A 21,669-nucleotide genomic window follows, 5' to 3' on the forward strand; every position below is an offset into this window, starting at 1 on the left:
TTACTTCCTGGAAAACAACTGGGAAATCAAAAAGCCTGCAAGAAAGGCCAGCCCCATGGTTGCCAGCGGTTTTTCCTGCATGAAACGGCCCGCTTCATGGCTAAGGTCTTCAGCTTTGGCCTTGCCCTTGAGCAGTTGATCCAGCGCATCCTGCTTCAGGTCCAGTCCAGCTGCCTCTGCCGCCAGCTTGAAATGTGACTTGGCTTCAACCAGATTATTATAGGCGGCCACTACGGCTTCTTTTCCAGCATCGATTTCCTGCTGTTTGCCTGGTACATCTTTACTTGCTGACATGATGGTTCTCCTTCCCGTGAGTGAGGTGATCCAGTGGAACGGACCATGGAGGCTGGGCGTGCGACTGAATACCAGCCGCCCATATGAACACATACCGCTGGATTATGTTGGCCTATTCGCCTGAACGAAACAGGCTCAGCACCATTGTCTTCAGCATTCAGCTTGTCATTCTAGCCTATTACCTCCACAGCATAGCTGACCCCGGGATCGGACCTTGGTTCGATCTCGTCTATGCTGAGGACACAATCACCAGCAGAGGAGCTCCCCGAAAATGGGCAATGAAACAGAATTCGACATCATCGTATATGGCGCAAGCGGCTTTACCGGGCGCCTGGTCGCGGAGTATCTGAGTCAGGAGTATGCAAGGGACAGCTCCCTACGCTGGGCCATGGCCGGGCGCAGCGCCGAGAAGCTGGCGCACGTGCGCGATGAGATCGGCGCACCCGCCGATATCCCCCTGGTGGTTGCCGACACCAGCGACCCGGCCAGCATCGAGGCCATGGTCAAGCGCACCCGTGTCGTTCTGACCACCGTGGGTCCTTATCAGTTGTATGGCGGCGTGGTGGTGGCGGCCTGTGCCAAGCACGGCACCGACTATGTCGATCTGTGCGGCGAACCGGCCTGGATGCGCCAGATGATCGATGCACACGCTGAGACAGCCAAGCAATCCGGCGCGCGCATCGTGTTCTCCTGCGGCTTTGACTCGATCCCCTTCGACCTCGGGGTGTTCTTCCTGCAGCAGGAGGCGCTGCGCCAGACCGGCAAGCCCATTCAGCGCATCAAGGGCCGGGTTCGCAAGATGAAAGGCACCTTTTCCGGTGGCACCGCTGCCAGCCTCAAGGCCAGCATGGCCGCCGCCAAGGCGGACCCGGGCATTCTGCAACTGATGACCAACCACTTTGCCCTGACGCCGGGTTTCACTGGCGCCGAGCAACCGCCTGCCAGTACCCCCGAGTATGACGAGTCACTGGGCAGTTGGGCGGCACCCTTCATCATGGCGGCGATTAATACGCGCAACATCCACCGCTCCAATCTGCTGCTCAAGCATCAGTACGGCAGTGATTTTGTCTACGATGAAATGCTCCTCACCGGCCCAGGCGATCAGGGCAAGGCGATTGCCGATGCGGTGGCGGGCGACCGCAGCCTGTCCAGCGACAAAGCGCCAAAACCGGGTGAAGGCCCGAGTAAGGAAGAGCGCGAAAACGGCTTTTACGATGTGCTGTTTATCGGCACCGCCGCCAACGGCAAGACCCTGATGGCCAGCGTGTCCGGCAAGAAGGATCCCGGTTACGGATCAACCTCGCGGATGATTGCCGAGACTGCTATCTGCCTGGTGCGCGATGCCACCAGCACCCCCGGGGGCATCTGGACCACCGCCCCAGCGATGGCCGAAGCCCTGATCAAACGCCTGGTGGCGCATGCCGGCTTGCAGTTCAAACTGGAAAGCTAAGCGGTATCTGAATACCGCTGTGTGCCGCGTTGCCGCTGACCCCGGCAACGCCTTTCAGGGCTCGCCAACCAGCCAGTCCATACGCCAATCTCCTGCACCTGACTGCGCCAGTTGATCAGCCAGCCAGGGCAGCACTTGTTCCAGTTCCTCCCAGAGTGGCCAGGGTGGATTGACCAGCATCAGCCCCGACCCATTCAGGCCCATGGCGTTATCCGCTGGCCGCACATTCAACTCGACGCGCAGCACCTTGGGCAGCTCGGCACTGCTGACTTGCCGGTAGAAGTCACGCAGCAGGCGCTGGTCCTTGATCGGATACCACAGGGCAATCACGGTCTGGCGCATGCGCTGGATGGCCAGCTGCATGGCCTTGACCGAGCGACTGAGGTCGTCGGTTTTCTCGAAGGGCGGATCCAGCAGCCACAGTGCGCGCTTCTCCGCAACCGGCAGAAAGGCTTTGGGCAGCTCGTAGCCATCACGCTGATGCACGGCCACCTGCGGATTATAGGCAAAGTTCTGCCGTAACAACTCGGCATCCTCAGGGTGCAATTCACTGAGAATCATGCGGTCCTGCTCACGCACCAGGTCTGCCACCAACTGCGGCGAACCGGGGTAGTAGCGCAGCTGGCCGTCAGGGTTATGCTGCGCCACGGCATCGCGCAACGCCGCGATCATTGGCGGTAGATCGCGGCGCGACCAGAGCCGGGCTATGCCGTCATGGTACTCGCCGGTCTTGCCCGCCGCCTCACCCGCCAGGTCATAAAGCCCGGTCCCTGCATGACTGTCGAGGTAGCAATAGGGACCGTCCTTGCGCTGCAGCAATTGCGCCATGCGCAGCAGGATGGCGTGTTTGAGCATGTCGGCGTGATTGCCGGCGTGATAACTATGTCGGTAATTCATGATGGGATCCGCGAACAAGGCCAGGGCATTCTAGCAGTTCAGACCTGCTGACTGCTTGGGGTAACCCGCAAAACCTCTTCGATGGTGGTCAAGCCGGCAGCGACCTTTTGCGCACCGGACAGCCGCAGACTGTGCATGCCCATCTTGTAGGCCTGACGGCGCAAGGCATTGAGATCGATATCGGCTTGCACCAGCGGCTTCAGCCCGTCCTCCAGCAGCATCAGCTCATATACTCCAGCACGCCCGCGGTAGCCGGTATCCCGGCACTCGGGACAGCCCACTGGCCTGTGCGCCTGGGTCGGCAATGGCGCATTCCAGGGCTTGGTCAGTTCCACCCAGGCCTCGGCATCCACTTCAGCCGGGGCCTTGCAGTGCGGACACAGGGTCCGTACCAGACGCTGGGCCATGACCCCAAGCACAGTGGCCTTGATCAGGTAGGCGGGCACGCCCAGTTCAATCAGGCGGCTGACTGAACTGGGCGCATCGTTGGTATGCAGGGTCGAAAGCACCAGGTGCCCGGTCAAGGCCGCCTGAATGGCCATCTCCGCCGTTTCCAGATCACGGATTTCGCCGACCATGATGATATCCGGGTCCTGGCGCATGAGGGCACGCACCCCACCAGCAAAATCCAGATCGATATTGTGCTGCACCTGCATCTGATTGAAGCTGTCTTCGACCATTTCAATCGGATCTTCAATGGTGCAGACGTTCACTTCCGAGGTCGCCAGTTGCTTGAGCGTGGTGTACAGGGTGGTGGTCTTGCCTGATCCGGTCGGACCAGTGACCAGTACAATGCCATTGGGCTGATGCACCATGGCCTGCCAGCGGCGTTGATCCTCGGCGGAAAAGCCCAGTTGGTCGAAACTGCGCAGCAGAACATCCGGGTCGAAAATCCGCATCACCATCTTTTCGCCGAAGGCGGTCGGCAGGGTCGACAGGCGCAGTTCGATTTCATTGCCCTTGGGTGATTTGGTCTTGATCCGGCCATCCTGGGGCTTGCGCTTTTCCGCCACGTTCATGCGCCCGAGGGTTTTCAAGCGGCTGATCACGGCAATCGCGACCTGCAACGGGAACTGATAGACGGTATGCAACACCCCATCGATACGCAGGCGCACTGTGCCCGCCTCTCGCCGGGGCTCAAGATGAATATCACTGGCTCGCTGCTCAAAGGCATACTGAAACAGCCAATCAACGATATTCACCACATGAGCATCATTGGCATCCGGCTCCTGACCCTGGCTGCCCAGGTTAAGCAGTTGCTCGAAATTGCCGATCGCCGAATTGCGCTGATCACTGGCATTGGCCCCGGAGACCGAACGGGCCAAGCGGTAAAACTCTATCGAATAGCGTTGCAGGTCGGCCGGATTGGCTACGACTCGACGAATCTCGCGCTTGAGTACGTGGACCAGATTGGCTTCCCAACTGCTGACAAAGGGTTGCGCGCTGGCAATGACAACCTCGCGCTCATTGACTTCAACCGCGAGAATCCGATGGCGCTGGGCAAAGGCAAAGGACATCAGCGGGGTTACCGCGGCCACATTGATCTTCAGCGGATCAATACGGTAGTAAGGCTGCCCTGCCTCGGCCGCCAGCCAGCGGCTAAGCCCCTCGATCTCCAGCTTGCGGCCAGGGTGACTGAGGTCGTCGGGTGCCTGGGCGGCAATAAACTCCAGAGGATGCAGCTTCAAGGTGTCGGCACTGGCCGAGCGCCTGAGGGTACTGATCTGCTCGGCACTGTCCAGACTCAGCATCGACTGTTCGACTAGTGCATTGAGCACATCGGCCAATTCAATCAAACGGTCAGCGCCTGGGCTGGCCAGATCGGATAATCGCTTCATACTCGCTCGCTTCGCCTTGTGTTCATCTCTGATGCCGAAATCAGCCGTTCAGTTCACGCCAGGCATTCAACTTGCGTAAGCGTTGCCCCTGTTTGCGCAGCGCATCCAGTAGCAGCGGCCGTTGCTCGGCCTCAATCAGCGGGTATTGTTCAAGCAGCGCCTGCAGTTTGTTGAGCTCGCCAAACAGACGATCCGGCTCGGATGCATCAAGAAAACCACGAAAGCCTGACAGCAGAAAATGCAGACGAGCCAGTCTGGGTTGCTGATCCATCCATTCGCTTATGGCACCATCCCCTTCATTATGATGCGGTACGCGCAGCTCCTGAATTTCCTTGGCTACCGCAGCCAGCAGCCATTTTGCCAGCGGCAGGGCACCAATTCGATTGCCCTTGGGTGGCCGGTTGCGGGTCCAGTCGCGCTGTCTGAGCCACAGCGCCAGACCAATGAACAACTGCCCCCAGACCGGATCCGCAAGCTGCTGTTCAAACAAGGCGGGCGCCTGCTCACGGGCCGCGCGACCGACCTCATCGTCGGCCCAACCGGCCAGCACCAGCGGCCGGAACTGCTGCAGCAGACGATCCAGCGCCGGCACAAAAGCCTGTACCGACGAGCGCGGCAGGGCCAGATCATAGACCGCAAAGGAGGCCCGCAAACTGCTCAGGGTCTGCGTCAGCTCACGGAACAAGCGCCACTGAGCGGCATGCCGGTACTGCTCAGCCAGACGCTGGCTGTAGCCGAGCAACTGCCAGCCGGCACCGGCAATCACCTCATCAACACAGCTGTCGAGCTGCCAATCAGGGCTGGCCGGACGCAGGTTATAGCTGGCCGAATCAAACAGCCGGTAACCGCGTTCGGCCTTGCTGATATCACAGGGCATCAGTGGCAGATCGGCTGCCAGCGCCAGCGCCAGCTCCAGCAAGGCCTCGGCGGGTCCCTGGCGTACCTCCAGCTCAAGCTCACAGATCACTTCCTGCTGCTCACCTGCAAGCACCAGCCCGTGGTCAAGGGCCGCCTCCACTTCAACCTGCTGGCCATCGCGCTGCCAACGCAGAAGCGTCTTGCAGCGCTGAAAATCGGTGGTAAACAACGGCTGCAACAGCCCCTTGTCCAGATCAGCCAGCGCCGCCGGCCAACAGCCATCGTCCAGCAGATCGGTATCCAGTTGCTCGGTCTTCAGATACCAGTCCCACTCATTACGCTCGGATAAGCCGGCCACACTCTGGCCGCGGGTTTTCAGGGTCTGGATCAGCTGATCTCCGTCGCGCCGGAGGCGCAAGGCTACTCGGGCGGCCGCCAGATCCCGGTTTGGCGTATCGAAATACTGGTTGGTCAAGGTACCGGTCTGCCATTCGCCCTCACTGCGCTCGAGCAACAAGGGATGCTGGCGCAAGGCTTCAAGGGTGGCCGGGCTGATACGTAACTTGATTTCGGTTTCTTTAACCATGAACACTCTCGAACTGACGTGATACAGGCCCAATGAGCGCCTGCAATACATAACTTAATGACCAAAGGATGACGCTTTTTTTACCGTTAGATGACGCAAGGCCACTCAACACCTATAATCCGCGACTTGAACCACTCTCGGAGGCGTCATGCCAAGCAATCCCTTTCTCAATCTGTTCGGTCGCTCGCCGATTGGGCCCATGCAGCAGCATATTGGCAAGGCCCATGAATGTGCAGCACAACTGGTGCCCTTTATCGACGCGGTTACCGCCAATGACTGGGTTGAAGCCGAACGCATTCAATTGCAGATTTCCCAGCTTGAACGCGATGCTGACAAGCTGAAAAAAGATGTGCGCGTGCACCTGCCAAAAAGCCTGTTTCTGCCGGTGCCACGCTCTGATCTGCTGGAACTGCTCAGTGTACAGGACAAAGTGGCCAACCGCGCCAAGGATATCGCCGGCCTGATGCTGGGTCGCCAGATGGCCATTCCCGAACCGATTCAGCCAGCCTTCAAGGCCTTTGTGCAGCGCTCGGTCGATGCTGCAGCGCAGGCGCTCAAGGCCATGAACGAGCTGGATGAGCTGCTGGAAACCAGCTTTGCCGGCCGTGAAGTCACCCTGGTGGAAAACCTGATCGAAGAGCTCGACCGTATCGAACACGACACCGACACACTGCAGATCAAGTTGCGGGCCGACCTGTTCAAGCTCGAGTCCGAGTTGCCGCCGGTCAACGTGATGTTCCTGTACCAGATCATCGAGTGGGTCGGCGATGTAGCCGACCGCGCCCAGCGCGTTGGTAACCGCCTGGAACAACTGATGGCCCGCTAGTGGTCAGCCCTGACATACACCTGTAAAGAGTATTGATGACATGACCCTGATTGAGCAATACGGCACGATACTGCTGATCCTGGCCTGCCTGTTCGGCTTCTTCATGGCCTGGGGTATCGGCGCCAACGACGTGGCCAACGCCATGGGTACCTCGGTCGGCTCCCGCGCCCTGACCATCAAGCAAGCGATCATCATCGCCATTGTCTTCGAGTTCCTCGGAGCCTATCTGGCCGGTGGCTCCGTCACCCAGACAATCCGTAGCGGCATTCTCGATTCAAGCATGATCAGTCCGGAGCAGATGGTCTTCGGCATGATGGCCGCGCTACTGGCCGCCGGTACCTGGCTATTGATTGCCTCGATGAAAGGCTGGCCGGTCTCCACCACCCACTCGATCATTGGCGCAGTGATCGGCTTCGGCGCGGTCGGCGTGTCGATGGAAGCGGTGAACTGGGCCGGTGTTATCCCGATTGTCTCGAGTTGGGTGGTTTCACCGGTGCTGTCGGGGATCGTGGCCTTTATGATCTTTGTCAGCGTACAGAAACTGATCCTCGATACCGAAGATCCATTCCGTAATGCCAAACGCTATGTACCCTTCTACATGTTTGCCGTCGGGTTTATGGTTACGCTGATGACCGTGACCAAGGGACTTAAGCACGTCGGGCTGGATCTTAATCCCTGGCAGGCGCTGGGCCTGGCTGTTCTGATCGGCCTGCTGGTAACCGCATTAGGCGTGGCCTTGCTGAGCCGCGTCAAGCAGGATCCGGAAGCGGATAAGGGCTTCCACTTTGCCAGCGTGGAAAAAGTCTTTGCCGTACTGATGATTTTCACCGCCTGCTCCATGGCCTTTGCCCACGGTTCCAATGACGTAGCCAATGCCGTTGGCCCGCTGGCAGCCATTGTCGGCGTTATACATTCTGGCGGTGAGATTGCCGCACGCTCGGTGGTACCCAGCTGGGTTCTGCTGATTGGCGGTATTGGCATTGTCATCGGTCTGGCCACCTACGGTTACCGCGTCATTGCCACCATCGGTCGGCATATCACCGAGCTGACCCCCAGCCGTGGCTTTGCTGCCGAACTGGCCACTGCCACCACCGTGGTTTGCGCCTCGGGCATTGGCTTGCCCATCTCCACCACCCATACCCTGGTTGGCGCGGTGCTCGGCGTCGGTATGGCGCGCGGTATCGCCGCCCTGAACCTGCGGGTAATCGGCACTATTTTCAGTTCCTGGATCATTACCCTGCCAGCCGGTGCCGGTCTCTCAATTGTGTTTTTCTTTATCCTGACCGGCATTTTCGGCTGACGCTGGCTGCCTCGCAGCGTAAGCTGGAACGCATATTCCAGCTTACGTCGTCAGGAGCCTGCCATGGCCACCTCTACTCTCAGGGCGCAGTTTGATGCCCTGCTGCAGATACCCTCTATCAGCTGCACCCAGCCGGACATCGATCAGTCCAACATGGGTGTTATCGAGCTGCTGGCCGGCTGGTTTGAAGCTCTTGGCTTTGATTGCCGCATTCAACCGATTCCGGGCGAACCCGGCAAAGCCAACCTGATTGCCAGTCTCGGCACCGGCCCTGGCGGCTTGGTGCTGGCCGGGCATACCGATACCGTGCCCTGCAACCCTGACCGCTGGCAGCACAACCCCTTCGCACTGACTGAAGCAAATGGCCGCTGGTACGGACTGGGCAGTTGCGATATGAAAGGCTTCTTCGCACTGATTATCGAAGCGCTGAAAAGCCACCTGGAGCAACCCTTCAAGCAGCCGTTGATCATTCTTGCCACGGCTGACGAAGAAAGCTCGATGAGCGGCGCCAGGGCGCTGGTCGCCAGTGATCTGCTGCAGGCTCGTCACGCGGTGATTGGTGAGCCAACCGGCCTGAAACCGGTTCGGGTGCACAAGGGTATCATGATGGAGCGGATCGATATCGTCGGCCAGGCCGGACACTCCTCCAATCCGGCCCTCGGCAAGAACGCCATGGAAGCCATGCACGCGGTGATTGGCGACCTGATGACCCTGCGGGCCGGCTGGCAAAAGCGCTGGCAGAACCCGCTGTTCGGCGTGCCGGTGCCTACGCTCAACTTCGGCTGCATTCACGGCGGCGACAACCCCAACCGGATCTGCGCCAAGTGTGCGCTGGAATTTGATATCCGCCCGCTGCCAGGCATGGACCCGGATGCGCTGCGGGCCGACATCAACGAGGTGCTGCAACAGATTGCTGCCGAACGCCAGCTGGAGATCACCTATAAGCCACTGTTCCCCGGCGTGCCGCCCCTGGACACCCCCGCTGATGCCGAGATTGTGCGCATCTGCGAAGAGCTGACCGGCTATAGCGCCGAAAGCGTGGCCTTTGCCACCGAAGGCCCCTATCTGAACCAGATCGGCATGCAGACCCTGATTCTCGGCCCCGGCGACATTGATCAGGCGCATCAACCGGATGAGTATCTGGCCATGGACCGCATCGACCCGATGATCAAGATCCTGCAAGGCCTGATCGCCCGTTTTTGCCTGTAAGCCAGGGACTGCTCTGACTAACGGAAGGGCGGCTCGTCAAAGCTACGCAATTTCCGTGAGTGCAGACTGTCGCGCTGACTGCGCAGCAACTCCAAAGCGGCAATGCCGATATGCAAATGCTGGGTTACCGCCTTCTCGTAAAAGACTCCGGCGGCACCGGGCAGCTTGATCTCGCTGTGCAAGGGCTTGTCCGATACGCACAGCAGCGTGCCATAGGGAACCCGCAAGCGGTAACCCTGTGCGGCAATAGTGCCGCTTTCCATGTCCACGGCAATCGCCCGTGCCTGATTGATCAAAGGCCGCTCCTGCGCCCAACGCAACTCCCAGTTGCGGTCGTCGTAAGTCAGCACGGTACCGGTGCGCAGTCGCCGCTTCAGCGCCTCACCGCGCTCACCGGTTACCTTGGCAGCGGCCTCCTGCAAGGCCATCTGTACTTCAGCCAGGGCCGGCAGTGGAATATTCGGTGGCAACACCCGATCCAGAATCCCGTCGCGGCGCATATAGGCGTGGGCCAGCACATAATCGCCTATGGTTTGCGATTGCCGCAGACCACCGCAGTGGCCAATCATCAGCCAGCAGTGCGGACGTAATACCGCCAGATGGTCGGTAATGTTCTTGGCATTTGACGGGCCCACCCCAATGTTAACCAGCGTTATGCCCTGACCCTCTTCGGCCTGCAGGTGATAGGCAGGCATCTGGTAGCGGTGCCACACCACCTGCTCGAGTATCGCCTGCATCTCGCCTTCGGACAGCCCACGCTCGATCACCACATTGCCCGGCAGAACCATGCGCTGAAAGCGGGTGTCCGCCTGCAGCATGTCCAGCCCGTGACGAATGAACTGATCAACATAGCGATGGTAGTTGGTCAGCAGAATCCAGGGTTGCACATGACGCCAGTCGCAGCCTGTGTAGTGCACCAGCCGCCGCAGGGAGAAATCCGTGCGCGCCGCATCGAACAGCGCCAGCGGTAGCATATCCAGCGTGTCCCAGTCGTTCAGGCCATCGGCTGTGGCATCGGTCACCGATGACAAGTCAGTACTGGGAAACACCCGCGCCAGTTCGCTGGCAGTCACCCCGGCACTGGCCAGCTCAACATGCTCGACCACATAGGGATAGGGAATGGCCTGCTCGCTCAACCCGACCTCGACCCTGACGGTGAACTCACTCATCAGCGGTCGCAGCTGCTCCAGCAGGTAATTGCGAAAGGCACCGGGGTGGGTCACCGTGATGCCATAGGTACCGGGCAACTGGACTTTGGCGTAGGCCCTGACACTGGTTGGTACATCGCCGGGGCACTCATAGGTCAGGCGCAGCGCGGGGTAACAGAAGGCCTTCAACTGAGCCGCATCGGGACGACGACGATCATGCAGATAAGCCGTCAGCGCCTGAGCAAGGGCTGATGACGCCTGCCCATACAGTGCTGCCAGAACCTCAACAGCCTGCTCTGCTGTCGTGACCTGCTGATACCCGCCTGATGGCTCTGCCATGCGTTTTCTCCCTGATTATTGATGAGTCTATCTTGCCTGTTTTTTGCGTTCCAGGTACAGGCAAGCACAATCACCACTTGAAGCGGATCAGACAAAGTCCCTACACTGCGGTTTTGCACGGATTGCCCAGCATGTCTGATTACGTCAACTGGTTTCGCCACTCGACGCCCTATATCAACACCCACCGCGACTGTACCTTCGTGATGCTGTTGCCGGGTGAGGCCTTGGCGCACCCGAATTTCAGCAACATAGTGCACGACATCATGCTGCTCAACAGCCTGGGCGTGCGGCTGGTTCTGGTACATGGCTCGCGGCCACAGATCGAGGAGCGCTTGAACGCGCGCGGTATCAGCTCCCGCTACCATCAGGATTTGCGCATTACCGACAGCGATACCCTGGCCTGCGTGATGGATGCGGTCGGCAGCCTGCGGATCGCCATAGAAGCGCAACTCTGTATGGCGCCCTCCGCCTCCGGACAGGGCTCGCGCCTGCGCGTGGTCAGTGGCAACTTTGTCACCGCCAAACCCATAGGCGTGCTTGAAGGTGTTGACTTCCACCATACCGGTGAAGTCCGGCGAATTGATCGCAAGGCCATCAGTCGGCACCTGGATGAGCAATCCATCGTGCTGCTGTCATCCATGGGCTACTCGCCGACCGGTGAAGTGTTCAACCTGGCCTGTGAAGATGTGGCCACCAGCGCCGCTGCCTCCCTGGAGGCCGACAAGCTGATCCTGTTCGGCCCGGATGCCGGTATCTTCGACAGCCGTGGTCAACTGTTGCGCGAGCTCAAGCCAACCAAGACCGTGGCACTGCGCGAAAGCCTCGGCAACAGCCTACCCGGCTCACTGCTGACCGCTGCCTGCAAAGCTTGCGAAAAGGGCGTAAGGCGCAGCCATATTGTCAGCTTCAGTGATGACGGTGCACTGCTGACCGAGCTCTTTACCCGTGATGGCGGCGGCACGCTGGTGAGCCAGGAAGCCTTCGAACTGATCCGCACCGCGACCATCGAGGATGTCGGTGGCCTGCTGGAACTGCTCAGACCCTTGGAAGAAGCCGGCATTCTGGTGCGCCGCTCACGCGAGGTACTGGAAACCGAGATCGGCCAATTCACCCTGATCGAACGCGACGGTCGGATAATCGGCTGTGCCGCCCTCTACCCGCTGGAAGAATCCAGCTCGGCGGAACTGGCCTGCGTGGCCATCGACCCGGATTACCGGCATGGCGGCCGTGGTGATCAACTGCTCGAGCATATCGAAGCCGAAGCCCGCGCGCTGAAACTCGACACCCTGTTTGTGCTGACCACCCGCACCGCGCACTGGTTTCGCGAGCGCGGCTTTGTGCCCAGCTCGGTCGAACGCCTACCGGCCAAGCGGGCATCGCTGTACAACTACCAGCGTAACTCCAAGGTGTTTGAAAAAGCCCTTTGAGCCCCGGCCTGCGCCCGAGTCCAGACTGGGCGCAGGTTGATCAAACAGCTTGTACCCGCACGGAACCTGCATGCGGGTCACTCATCTGAAAGTGATCTTTGGACACAGAATGACCGGTGACGATCAGCCTGTTTTAATGTAAGTTCCATTTTCCAATAGCCACCCTTTACGGACCCCATGACTCTCCTGATAGCCTTTGCTGTCCTTTCCATTCTGGTTTCCTTCATCTGTTCCATCCTTGAAGCCGCTTTGCTCTCCCTGACGCCCAGTTACATTGCCCATCAGAAGCAGGACAAGCCCAAACTCTTCGAGCGCCTCAAGCAGCTCAAGGACAACGTCGATCAGCCGCTTGCTGCCATCCTGACACTCAATACCGTGGCCCATACCGTGGGTGCCACCGGTGTCGGAGCACAGGTCACCATCGTGTTTGGCGATGGCTACCTGGGTATTGCCTCAGCCGTCATGACCCTGCTGATTCTGATCCTCTCGGAAATTGTGCCAAAGACCATCGGTGCCCGTTACTGGCGTGCCATAGCGCCCTTTTTGCCGTCCTTGTTAGGCGCAATGATCCTGCTGCTCAAGCCGTTCATCATGCTCTCGGACGTGATAATGCGACTGGTTGGCGGCAAGCCGCCTGAACATGATGTCCGCCAGGAGATCAAGGCGCTGGCCATGCTCGGTCGGGAGCTGGACAAGCTGGATGACGACGAGCAGCGGGTCATCAGCAATATTCTCGACCTGCATGACGTCAAGGTTAGGGACATCATGACCCCGCGCATCGTCTGCGACTCTGCCCTCCCGGATGAACCCATTGCCGAACTCAAGCTGCGCATTCGCGAGAGTCAGTTCTCGCGCTACCCCGTGGTGGCTGAAGACGAGTCACCACTGGGAGTGGTCTTCCGCTATGACGCCTTGATGGCTGAAGATGAAAGCCAGCCGGTCTCCAGCATCATGAAACCGGTCAAGGTCACGCTGGAGACCACCAACGCGGAAAACCTGATGAGCCAACTGATGCAGGAGCGTCAGCACATGAGCCTGATTTACGACGAATTCGGCGGCTGGCAGGGTCTGGTTACGCTGGAAGATATTGTCGAGGCCATTATCGGCAAGCCGATCATGGACGAGACCGACGACATTCCGAATATGCGCCGCTTTGCCCGTCGCCGCTGGGAGCACCGGCTGAAGGACAGCAAGACAACCTGACCGATACGTGACCAGCCCACGCAGGATCCTTTCCCGGCTTGGGCTGAACGTGAAAACCGGCCCTAAAAGAGTAGATGGGCAACCAACCCCGCCAGTGCACATAAGCCCAGCGTCTTCATCACCGACAGTTTGAAACCAAACAGCAGCACCGCAGCACTTAGCGCAATAACCGCCGAAGGCCAGTCCGGCGCAGCATCAAAGCCTTCAGGCCAGAGCACGTGATAAGCAAAAAACAACGCCAGATTGACAATCACGCCCACCACCGCAGCGGTAATACCCGTTAGTGGTGAAGTAAAACCCAGCTGACCGTGGGTCGACTCCACCAGCGGGCCACCGCCGAGAATAAACAGGAAGGACGGCAGAAAGGTAAACCAGGTAACCAAGATGGCCGCTACCGCACCAGCCAGAAACGCCTGATCCTGGCCGAATACCTCAAGTACATAGCCACCGATAAAGGCAACAAAAGCCACCACCATGATCAGCGGACCCGGTGTGGATTCGCCCAGCGCCAGGCCATCAATCATGTGTGCGGGCGTAACCCAGCCATAACCACTGACAGCACCTTGATAGACATAAGGCAACACCGCATAGGCACCACCAAAGGTCAGCAGGGCGGCCTTGGTAAAAAACCAGCCCATCTGCGTCAAGGTACCGTTCCAACCAAACAGCATAAACAGGACCAGCATAGGCACCAGCCAGAGCAAGGCGCCCACAGCCAACAAGCGCGCCAGGCGGTACCAGGTGAAACGTGCATGCTCTGGTGTGGGAGTATTGTCGCCGATCACCGCAGTCTCATCGGCTGTTCCTTTGGCATCATGGCCACCGCCCGGCTGAAAGTACTCAGGAGCATAGCGTCCACCGATAAAGCCAATCAGGCCAGCGCCCAGTACAATCAGCGGGAACGGCAGGTTTAAAAAGAAGATCCCGACAAACGCCGCCACTGCTATTGCCCACAACCAGTGGTTCTTCAACACCTTGCCGCCAATCCGCCAGGCCGCCTGGAACACGATGGCCGTCACCGCAGGCTTGATACCGTAGAAGATACCCGCCACCAGAGGCACATCGCCGTAAGCGATATAGATCCAAGCCAGGGCGATCAGGATGAACAGCGAGGGCAGGACAAACAACACCCCAGCGACAATCCCGCCCCAGGTACGATGCAGCAGCCAGCCGATATAGATAGCCAACTGCTGGGCTTCTGGACCCGGCAGCAGCATGCAGTAGTTCAATGCATGCAAAAAACGCCGCTCGGAAATCCAGCGACGTTTTTCGACCAGCTCCTGATGCATGATCGCAATCTGGCCAGCTGGTCCACCAAAACTGATCAACCCAAGCTTCAGCCAGAACAGAAAAGCCTGATAAAAAGGCACAGATTGAGCATCTGTTTGCAGCCCATGGGGCCGATTTTCCGACTGATTGCCTTTCATAACGCCTCTCTCAAGACGATTTGACCCTGGCCACCAGCCTGCACACCACTGTAGAAGAAACAACAGAACTCACCAATGTGCATCAGAAAACCTCAGGCCAGCTGAATTCGTATCAGACCGTAGTGCGCGGAAAAACCGCATGCGAGCGTCCCGGATTATGCCCGCAACAAATGACACTACAAGGTAAATAACAGGCTGCGCTTCGTCGGCCACGAACCGCACGGCAATACCGTGGTCATAATGATGGGCTTCAACCCATTTCAGCGAGTATCTTTTCTAGGCACAAGGAATGCAAAGATGAAAAAAACAGGGATCACGACGCTCCGTCATCTTCTGATTGTTTCAATGATCACCCTGCTTGCCGGCTGTGCTTTGGGTACCAGCAAGCATCGCAGCAGCAGCGTAGTTTCCTATCTGTACCCAGACAAGAATGAGCATATCGACGTTGCCAGCGTACCTCGACTTGAGCTGCCTCTTCGCGTCGGTGTCGCCTTTGTCCCGGATGGCAGCCATGGTCATGACAGCCTTACTGAACGCGACAAGCTTGAACTTCAGACTGCGGTAGCCTCGCACTTCGAAGCCCTTGACTATGTGCGTTCGATTGAACTTATCCCCTCCAGCTATCTGCGCACAGAGGGTAGCTTCAGCAATCTGGAGCAAATTCGCAGCCTGTTTGGCGTCGACGTCATCGCCCTGCTGTCCTACGACCAGACCCAGTTTACCGATGAGGGTCTGGCCTCCATCAGCTATTGGACGCTGATCGGCGCCTATCTGGTCCGCGGCGAAAAGAACGACACGCATACATTGATGGATGCAGCTGTCTACGATATTCAAAGCCGCAAACTGTTGTTCAGAGCGCCCGGCGTCAGTCACATCAAGAGCAACGCCACACCTGTAAACCAATCCGAGCAGTTGCGCGTAGACAGCTCTCAGGGCTTCCGTGATGCCAGTGCCGATCTGGTGACCAATCTGAATCAGCAATTGGCTCTGTTTCAGGACAGACTCAAGGAGACGCCAGACGATTATCAGGTTATACACAAGCCCGGCTATACCGGCAGCGGTAGCAGCGATGCAGCGTTCTTGCTGCTGTTACTGCTGCTGGCCGGCGGATGCCTTTGGCGCATCAGGCGCCCGGCAATGTGACCCGGCGCTTACCTCTCATTACAGGCGGTTTTGCTGCCCTGTGCATCGCGGTTTACATGCTGCCGCCACTGGCCGCCTGGTGCATTTATGACCGGGCAAATGTCCTACAGGGCGAGGTGTGGCGGCTGCTATCGGCTCACCTTGTGCACTTCAACAGCCGACATCTGATCTTCAATGTGCTCGGCTTGGCGCTGACAGCAGGCTTGATGGAAGCACATAGCCGCCGACGCCTGTGCGAGCTTACCGGATTGATGTTGCTGGTCATCGGCCCTACGCTGTTTCTTCTGCATCCTGACATGGCCTGGTATGGCGGTCTGTCAGGCCTGGTCTACGGCTACGCTTTTTACTGCGCCCTGTATTTGCACGCAACCCAACCATCGCTGAAATGGCTCAGCCGCGTTGCGATGCTAGTCATCAGCCTGAAGATACTGGCCGACAGTCTGGGGTCGGGCTTTTCCCTAGCCGCCACTGACGGTGCAGAGCTACAGACCATGAGTTCTAGCCATGCAGCCGGGGCCTTAACCGCAGTGCTGTTCTATATGACCAGGCGCCATGCAGCCAAGGCTTCTGGCTGAGTAGCGCCCTGCCTTTGCTACCTGATCAGCCTTTCAGCACATCAAAATCACTCGCCGCATGCCGCTCCGGCAACTGCTCGGCCGCATCGCCCCAGGTGCGATTGACCATGCGCCCACGCTGAACCGCCGGGCGCTGGCCAATCTCCTTGACCCAACGCTGCAGGTGGGTATAGGTGTGAGCCTCCAGAAATTCAGCGGCGCCATACACCTGATTGGTCACCACACCGCCGTACCAGGGCCAGATCGCCATGTCGGCAATGCTGTACTCGGCACCGGCGATGAAAGGCTGTTCGGCCAGCTGCCGGTCGAGTACATCCAGCTGTCGTTTGACCTCCATGGCATAGCGGTTGATCGGGTATTCGTATTTTTCCGGGGCATAGGCGTAGAAGTGGCCAAAGCCGCCACCCAGGAAAGGCGCGCTGCCCATCTGCCAGAATAGCCAGTTCAGGCACTCGGCGCGCCCGGCAATATCCTGGGGAATAAAGGCGCCGAACTTGTCAGCCAGATACAGCATGATCGAGCCGGATTCGAACAGGCGCAGCGGTGGATTCTGGCTATGATCGAGCAAGGCCGGGATCTTCGAGTTGGGATTGATCTCGACAAAACCGCTGCCGAACTGCTCGCCCTCATTGATACGGATCAACCAGGCATCGTATTCGGCACCGTCAAAACCCAGTGCCAGCAACTCCTCCAGAAGGATGGTGACCTTGACGCCGTTGGGCGTGGCTAGTGAGTACAGCTGCAGCGGGTGCTTACCTACTGGCAGGGTCTTGTCATGGGTTGGCCCGGCAATCGGCCGGTTGATATTGGCAAACTGGCCACCACTGGCCTTGTCCCATGTCCATACCTTGGGTGGCGTATAGCTGTTGTCGGTCATTGCATTCCCCTGATTCTGCTGGCTTGGTCAGCATGGATAACCAGACCATACTGACCGATTTCAGGATAAATGTTTACCTCTACCCGTTCGAAAGATTACCCGCCCAGATACCTCAGTCGCCTCTGCTGATTTCGCCGTCCTCCAGAAACACCCGGGTATTGACCGGGCGTATCCAGGCATCGCCGCCCTGCACCAGGCCGAGAGCCTTGAACTGGTTCTTCGACAGTTCGGCATGCACGACGTCAGCGCTGTTGTCGGTGCGCAGTTCGAGCCGCACTGTGGGACCCACTACCGAGACCAGTTCGATCTCGGCATGCAGGGCGCCATGACTGCGACTGCCCAGCACTTCGATATCGTGTGGGCGTACATAGGCCAGTGCCTGACTGTCACCTTGCCCGGCGTATTCGGGGGCGTCGAACTGGGCATCGCCGATGCGCGCCACGCCATCATGTACGCGGGCATGGAACAGGTTGACGTTACCCAGGAACTGGTAGACGAAGGGGTTGGCCGGATTGTCGTAGACGTCCTCCGGGCTGCCATCCTGCTCGACCCGGCCCTTGTTCATCACGACCACGCGGTCGGAAACTTCGAGAGCCTCTTCCTGGTCATGGGTCACGAACACGCTGGTGACGTGAATTTCATCATGCAGGCGGCGCAACCAGCGGCGCAGTTCTGCGCGTACCTTGGCATCCAGTGCACCGAAGGGTTCGTCCAGCAGCAATACCTTGGGCTCGACCGCCAGGGCACGGGCCAGGGCGATGCGCTGGCGCTGACCACCGGACAGTTGGGACGGCAGGCGATCGGCGGTCCAGTCCAGCTGCACCATTTCCAGCAGGTGCATGACCTTCTGGCGAATCACCTCCTTGCTTGGTCGCTGGTTGCGCGGCTTGACGCTCAGGCCGTAGGCGACGTTCTCATACACGCTCATGTGCTTGAACAGGGCGTAGTGCTGGAATACGAAGCCGACGCCGCGATCACTGACATGCAGGTCGGTGGTGTCTTCACCGTGAAAGCGAATGCGCCCGCTGTCGGGCTGTTCAAGCCCGGCGATGATGCGCAGTAAAGTGGTCTTGCCTGAGCCTGAGGGGCCAAGCAGGGCCGTCAGCTCGCCGTCATTCAGGGTGAGGCTGACGTTATCAACCGCAACAAAATTGCCGAAGCGTTTGTTGACCTGTTCTATTTCAATGCTCATGGGAAAACCTCAGGGTTGATTCTGTCTGGCTTATCGATACATGTTGCACGGCAGCGCTGCGGTATGCTGCTGTGGATTCAATGGGCACGACCTGACTCCTCTCGACCACGCTCATCCAGCCACTCGACAAGACTCTTGATTGCAATGGTTACCAGTGCCAGCCCGGTCAGCAGTGACGACACGGCAAAGGCCGCAGTAAACATGTATTCGTTGTAAAGCACTTCGATATGCAGCGGCATGGTGTTGGTCTCGCCGCGGATACGCCCCGAAACCACTGCCACCGCGCCAAACTCGCCCAGGGCGCGGGCATTACACAGAATGATGCCGTAGATCAGACCCCATTTGATGTTCGGCAGGGTGACATACCAGAAGGTCTTCCAGCCGTTGGCCCCCAGTGTCAGCGAGGCTTCCTCCTCTTCCTTGCCCTGCTGCTGCATCAGCGGAATGAGCTCGCGGGCGATAAAGGGCATGGTGCCAAAGGCAATCACGATAATGATGCCGGGCACGGCAAAGATGATGCGTATATCATTGGCTGCCAGCCATGGCCCCAGCCAACCCTGTGAGCCGAACAGAATCACGAAGATCAGACCCACCACGACCGGCGAGATGGCAAAGGGCATGTCGATCAGCGAAATCAGTATCGGCTTGCCGCGAAACTCGTGCTTGGCAATCGCCCAGGCCGCCGCCACGCCAAAAACCATATTGATCGGCACCACAATCACCACAACCAGCAGCGACAGGCGAATCGCCGCCAGCGCATCGGGTTCATTGATGGCGGCAAACCAGACCTTAAGACCTTGTTCGAAGGCGCCATAGAGCACAACAACCAGCGGCAGGACCAGAAACAGCGCAAGGAAGTTCAGCGCAATACCGATCAGAGTCCAGCGCACCCAGGTGGGCTCTTCCGTGGCCCGACGCCAACGCGCAGCCAACGCCGGATTAGCCTCATAGGCCCCTGTTTTACTTGTCATGGGATTCTCCTGGTCATACGCCACGTTTCGAGGTCCACCACTGCAACCCGTTGATCAACAACAGCAGAGCAAAGGCCGCCAGTAACATCACCGTGCCAATGGCCGCCGCACCGTTGTAGTCGTACTGCTCGGTCTTGGCGACGATCAGCAAGGGCGTGATTTCCGTGCGGTAGGGCATATTTCCCGAGATAAACACCACCGACCCGTATTCACCGACCGCGCGGGCAAAGGCCAGGGCGTAGCCGGTCATCAAGGCGGGCAGCAGTGACGGCAGGATCACCCGGCGGAGTGTGGTAAAGCGGCTGGCACCGAGACTGGCCGAGGCTTCTTCGCGTTCGGCCTCCAGATCCTCCAGTACCGGCTGTACCGTGCGCACGACAAAGGGCAAACCGATATAGGTCAGGGCAACCACCACACCCAGCTGGGTATAGGCGACCTTGATTCCGGCCACCTCAAGATACTGACCGACCCAGCCGGTAGAGGCATACAGGGTCACCAGCGCAATACCAGCCACGGCAGTCGGCAGTGCAAAGGGCAGATCAACCAGGGCATCGATGATCTTCTTGCCTGGAAAGCGGTAACGCACCAGCACCCAGGCCACCAGACCACCAAACACCAGGTTGATGGTTGCACCTATGAGTGAGGCGCCAAAGGACAGCTTGTAGGACGCGACCACCTGCGGATGGCTGACAGCTTTCCAGAACTCGTCCCAGCTCATCATGGAGGTGTATAACAGCAAGCCTCCGACCGGGATAAGAAAGATGAAACTCAGATAGAACAACGTAAAACCCATCGTCAACCCGAAGCCGGGTATAACGCGACGCCTTTTGGCCACGAACATAGATCACCTCAAGCAGAATCCCGGGCGTATATCGCCCGGGTTGGTAAAGCAGGCTCAATCAGCGTCTGGAAAGGGATTCCAGGATGCTGTCGAACTTGCCGCCATCGTTGAAGTGCGTATCCTGGGCGCTCTGCCAGCCGCCGAATACCTCGTCGACAGTGAAGAAATCGACTGAAGGGAAGCGGTCAGCAAACTCGGCTGCGATGTCCGGATCGCTTGGACGGTAATAATGCTTGCCCGCCAAACGCTGGGCTTTATCGGTGTAGAGGTACTCAAGGTAGGCCTGGGCAACTTCGCGAGTGCCTTTACGGTCAACGTTCTTGTCCACCACCGTAACCGGTGGCTCAGCCAAAATGCTTACCGAGGGCACGACGATTTCAAACTCACCCTGACCAAGCTGTTCTACTGCCAGAAACGCCTCGTTCTCCCAGGCGATAAAGGCATCACCTATACCCCGTTGCACAAAGGTATTGGTGGCACCGCGGGCCGCCGGATCGAGCACCGGCACGTTGGCATAGATCTGGCTGACAAATTCATAAGCCTTCTCTTGGTCACCGTCGTTCTGCTGCAGCGCATAACCCCAGGCCGCCAGGTAGTTCCAACGTGCCCCTCCCGAGGTTTTAGGGTTGGGGGTAATCACTTCAACATCGTCACGGATAAGGTCATCCCAGTCCTGGATGTTCTTGGGATTTCCCTTGCGCACCAGCAACACGATGGTCGAGCTATAGGGTGAGCTATTGCGTTCCAGACGCTGCTGCCAGCCTTCGGGAATCAGTTCACCGTTCTGCCGCAGGGCATCCACATCGTAGGCCAACGCCAGGGTCACCACATCGGCATCCAGACCGTCGATAACAGAACGTGCCTGAGAGCCAGAGCCACCATGAGACTGACGCACGTTGACGCTCTGGCCTTTAGTTTCCTGCCAGTACTGACTGAAGGCCGCATTATATTCGCGGTAAAACTCACGGGTCGGGTCGTAGGACACGTTCAGCAGGTTAATGGTCTGAGCCAGCGCGGGGGTGGCAAATAGGGTGGCCAGGCCACCCACTATCAGGGTATTGCGAATCAGTTTTTTCATTTCGTGCACTCTGTAAAAGCCATGTCATAAGCGTGTTGGCAAATCTGTTTTATCAGCGCATCCGGCTGAGGGTGCTTTTACACAGGCAACAGCGTGCTCTGGCAGGCGTGAAAGCATGCATGGGATTCTCCATGGTCAGTTGAGCTTCACACCTCTGGTGGTGCCAGTCGGTGGGAGGTAGGTCGTTAAA

General features: G+C 58.6%; 19 protein-coding genes. 8 read left to right on the forward strand and 11 right to left on the reverse strand.

The window, feature by feature from the left end:
* Window positions 1–294 (reverse strand): hypothetical protein, encoded by a 294-nt coding sequence (locus tag AC27HQ_RS01215; protein WP_487153990.1) that lies wholly within the window; start codon window positions 292–294, stop codon window positions 1–3.
* Window positions 295–565: 271 nt separating this feature from the next.
* Between AC27HQ_RS01215 and AC27HQ_RS01220 the strand changes: the two genes are divergently transcribed.
* The gene (locus tag AC27HQ_RS01220; RefSeq protein WP_487153991.1) at window positions 566–1,744 is read left to right on the forward strand and encodes a saccharopine dehydrogenase family protein; all 1,179 of its coding nucleotides are present in this window, start codon (window positions 566–568) and stop codon (window positions 1,742–1,744) included.
* Window positions 1,745–1,798: 54 nt separating this feature from the next.
* Here the strand turns inward: AC27HQ_RS01220 and AC27HQ_RS01225 are convergent, their stop codons facing one another.
* The 3 genes from AC27HQ_RS01225 to AC27HQ_RS01235 are packed head-to-tail and all read right to left on the reverse strand — an operon-like array spanning window position 1,799 to window position 5,923.
* Window positions 1,799–2,641 carry a 23S rRNA (adenine(2030)-N(6))-methyltransferase RlmJ gene (locus AC27HQ_RS01225; RefSeq protein ID WP_487153992.1) on the reverse strand — a complete coding sequence of 281 codons (843 nt, stop codon included), beginning with the start codon at window positions 2,639–2,641 and terminating at the stop codon, window positions 1,799–1,801.
* A 38-nt stretch (window positions 2,642–2,679) separates the two neighbouring features.
* A complete protein-coding gene (gene tfpB, locus AC27HQ_RS01230; protein WP_487153993.1) occupies window positions 2,680–4,479 on the reverse strand; it encodes a type IV pilus assembly ATPase TfpB in 1,800 nt (599 codons plus the stop codon).
* A gap of 40 nt (window positions 4,480–4,519) precedes the next feature.
* A complete protein-coding gene (locus AC27HQ_RS01235; RefSeq protein WP_487153994.1) occupies window positions 4,520–5,923 on the reverse strand; it encodes a CYTH domain-containing protein in 1,404 nt (467 codons plus the stop codon).
* A 148-nt stretch (window positions 5,924–6,071) separates the two neighbouring features.
* On the opposite strand from AC27HQ_RS01235, the gene AC27HQ_RS01240 reads away from it, so the two are divergent.
* The 3 genes from AC27HQ_RS01240 (at window position 6,072) to argE (ending at window position 9,258) form a co-directional block, all read left to right on the forward strand.
* Window positions 6,072–6,749, forward strand: a complete 678-nt coding sequence (locus AC27HQ_RS01240) for a TIGR00153 family protein (RefSeq protein WP_487153995.1) — start codon at window positions 6,072–6,074, stop codon at window positions 6,747–6,749.
* A gap of 40 nt (window positions 6,750–6,789) precedes the next feature.
* Window positions 6,790–8,049, forward strand: coding sequence for an inorganic phosphate transporter (locus AC27HQ_RS01245; protein ID WP_487153996.1), 1,260 nt, complete (start codon window positions 6,790–6,792; stop codon window positions 8,047–8,049).
* A 63-nt stretch (window positions 8,050–8,112) separates the two neighbouring features.
* Window positions 8,113–9,258, forward strand: a complete 1,146-nt coding sequence (gene argE, locus AC27HQ_RS01250) for an acetylornithine deacetylase (RefSeq protein ID WP_487153997.1) — start codon at window positions 8,113–8,115, stop codon at window positions 9,256–9,258.
* A gap of 17 nt (window positions 9,259–9,275) precedes the next feature.
* On the opposite strand, the gene amn is transcribed toward argE, so the two are convergent.
* Window positions 9,276–10,745, reverse strand: a complete 1,470-nt coding sequence (amn, locus tag AC27HQ_RS01255) for an AMP nucleosidase (RefSeq protein WP_487153998.1) — start codon at window positions 10,743–10,745, stop codon at window positions 9,276–9,278.
* Window positions 10,746–10,876: 131 nt separating this feature from the next.
* Between amn and argA the strand changes: the two genes are divergently transcribed.
* Window positions 10,877–12,172 (forward strand): amino-acid N-acetyltransferase, encoded by a 1,296-nt coding sequence (gene argA / locus AC27HQ_RS01260; RefSeq protein WP_487153999.1) that lies wholly within the window; start codon window positions 10,877–10,879, stop codon window positions 12,170–12,172.
* 177 nt (window positions 12,173–12,349) lie between these two features.
* Window positions 12,350–13,375, forward strand: coding sequence for a CNNM domain-containing protein (locus AC27HQ_RS01265; protein WP_487154000.1), 1,026 nt, complete (start codon window positions 12,350–12,352; stop codon window positions 13,373–13,375).
* Window positions 13,376–13,437: 62 nt separating this feature from the next.
* On the opposite strand, the gene chrA is transcribed toward AC27HQ_RS01265, so the two are convergent.
* Window positions 13,438–14,802, reverse strand: a complete 1,365-nt coding sequence (gene chrA / locus AC27HQ_RS01270) for a chromate efflux transporter (RefSeq protein WP_487154001.1) — start codon at window positions 14,800–14,802, stop codon at window positions 13,438–13,440.
* Between the two features lie 297 nt (window positions 14,803–15,099).
* Between chrA and rhlP the strand changes: the two genes are divergently transcribed.
* Both rhlP and rrtA read left to right on the forward strand, forming a co-directional pair.
* Window positions 15,100–15,945 (forward strand): rhombotarget lipoprotein, encoded by an 846-nt coding sequence (gene rhlP, locus AC27HQ_RS01275; RefSeq protein WP_487154002.1) that lies wholly within the window; start codon window positions 15,100–15,102, stop codon window positions 15,943–15,945.
* A complete protein-coding gene (gene rrtA, locus AC27HQ_RS01280) occupies window positions 15,912–16,520 on the forward strand; it encodes a rhombosortase (RefSeq protein WP_487154003.1) in 609 nt (202 codons plus the stop codon). The genes rhlP and rrtA overlap by 34 nt, the downstream gene beginning before the upstream one ends.
* A gap of 25 nt (window positions 16,521–16,545) precedes the next feature.
* On the opposite strand, the gene yghU is transcribed toward rrtA, so the two are convergent.
* The 5 genes from yghU to AC27HQ_RS01305 all read right to left on the reverse strand — a co-directional run bounded on the left by yghU (window position 16,546) and on the right by AC27HQ_RS01305 (window position 21,479).
* Window positions 16,546–17,397, reverse strand: coding sequence for a glutathione-dependent disulfide-bond oxidoreductase (gene yghU / locus AC27HQ_RS01285; RefSeq protein ID WP_487154004.1), 852 nt, complete (start codon window positions 17,395–17,397; stop codon window positions 16,546–16,548).
* Between the two features lie 112 nt (window positions 17,398–17,509).
* A complete protein-coding gene (locus AC27HQ_RS01290; RefSeq protein WP_487154005.1) occupies window positions 17,510–18,589 on the reverse strand; it encodes a sulfate/molybdate ABC transporter ATP-binding protein in 1,080 nt (359 codons plus the stop codon).
* A 77-nt stretch (window positions 18,590–18,666) separates the two neighbouring features.
* Complete coding sequence (cysW, locus tag AC27HQ_RS01295; RefSeq protein WP_487154006.1) at window positions 18,667–19,560, reverse strand: sulfate ABC transporter permease subunit CysW; 894 nt, start codon at window positions 19,558–19,560, stop codon at window positions 18,667–18,669.
* 13 nt (window positions 19,561–19,573) lie between these two features.
* Window positions 19,574–20,401 (reverse strand): sulfate ABC transporter permease subunit CysT, encoded by an 828-nt coding sequence (gene cysT / locus AC27HQ_RS01300; RefSeq protein WP_487154007.1) that lies wholly within the window; start codon window positions 20,399–20,401, stop codon window positions 19,574–19,576.
* A gap of 58 nt (window positions 20,402–20,459) precedes the next feature.
* The gene (locus tag AC27HQ_RS01305) at window positions 20,460–21,479 is read right to left on the reverse strand and encodes a sulfate ABC transporter substrate-binding protein (protein WP_487154008.1); all 1,020 of its coding nucleotides are present in this window, start codon (window positions 21,477–21,479) and stop codon (window positions 20,460–20,462) included.
* Window positions 21,480–21,669 lie beyond the last annotated feature (190 nt).

It is taken from the genome of Halopseudomonas sp. 4NH20-0008 (assembly GCF_057548395.1).

What these genes read in the sequence shown, in the direction of transcription:
- AC27HQ_RS01215 (WP_487153990.1), bottom strand. Translation starts at nt 294, where the DNA reads ATGTCAGCAAGTAAAGATGTACCAGGCAAACAGCAGGAAATCGATGCT.
- AC27HQ_RS01220 (WP_487153991.1), top strand. Translation starts at nt 566, where the DNA reads ATGGGCAATGAAACAGAATTCGACATCATCGTATATGGCGCAAGCGGC.
- AC27HQ_RS01225 (WP_487153992.1), bottom strand. Translation starts at nt 2,641, where the DNA reads ATGAATTACCGACATAGTTATCACGCCGGCAATCACGCCGACATGCTC.
- tfpB (WP_487153993.1), bottom strand. Translation starts at nt 4,479, where the DNA reads ATGAAGCGATTATCCGATCTGGCCAGCCCAGGCGCTGACCGTTTGATT.
- AC27HQ_RS01235 (WP_487153994.1), bottom strand. Translation starts at nt 5,923, where the DNA reads ATGGTTAAAGAAACCGAAATCAAGTTACGTATCAGCCCGGCCACCCTT.
- AC27HQ_RS01240 (WP_487153995.1), top strand. Translation starts at nt 6,072, where the DNA reads ATGCCAAGCAATCCCTTTCTCAATCTGTTCGGTCGCTCGCCGATTGGG.
- AC27HQ_RS01245 (WP_487153996.1), top strand. Translation starts at nt 6,790, where the DNA reads ATGACCCTGATTGAGCAATACGGCACGATACTGCTGATCCTGGCCTGC.
- argE (WP_487153997.1), top strand. Translation starts at nt 8,113, where the DNA reads ATGGCCACCTCTACTCTCAGGGCGCAGTTTGATGCCCTGCTGCAGATA.
- amn (WP_487153998.1), bottom strand. Translation starts at nt 10,745, where the DNA reads ATGGCAGAGCCATCAGGCGGGTATCAGCAGGTCACGACAGCAGAGCAG.
- argA (WP_487153999.1), top strand. Translation starts at nt 10,877, where the DNA reads ATGTCTGATTACGTCAACTGGTTTCGCCACTCGACGCCCTATATCAAC.
- AC27HQ_RS01265 (WP_487154000.1), top strand. Translation starts at nt 12,350, where the DNA reads ATGACTCTCCTGATAGCCTTTGCTGTCCTTTCCATTCTGGTTTCCTTC.
- chrA (WP_487154001.1), bottom strand. Translation starts at nt 14,802, where the DNA reads ATGAAAGGCAATCAGTCGGAAAATCGGCCCCATGGGCTGCAAACAGAT.
- rhlP (WP_487154002.1), top strand. Translation starts at nt 15,100, where the DNA reads ATGAAAAAAACAGGGATCACGACGCTCCGTCATCTTCTGATTGTTTCA.
- rrtA (WP_487154003.1), top strand. Translation starts at nt 15,912, where the DNA reads ATGCCTTTGGCGCATCAGGCGCCCGGCAATGTGACCCGGCGCTTACCT.
- yghU (WP_487154004.1), bottom strand. Translation starts at nt 17,397, where the DNA reads ATGACCGACAACAGCTATACGCCACCCAAGGTATGGACATGGGACAAG.
- AC27HQ_RS01290 (WP_487154005.1), bottom strand. Translation starts at nt 18,589, where the DNA reads ATGAGCATTGAAATAGAACAGGTCAACAAACGCTTCGGCAATTTTGTT.
- cysW (WP_487154006.1), bottom strand. Translation starts at nt 19,560, where the DNA reads ATGACAAGTAAAACAGGGGCCTATGAGGCTAATCCGGCGTTGGCTGCG.
- cysT (WP_487154007.1), bottom strand. Translation starts at nt 20,401, where the DNA reads ATGTTCGTGGCCAAAAGGCGTCGCGTTATACCCGGCTTCGGGTTGACG.
- AC27HQ_RS01305 (WP_487154008.1), bottom strand. Translation starts at nt 21,479, where the DNA reads ATGAAAAAACTGATTCGCAATACCCTGATAGTGGGTGGCCTGGCCACC.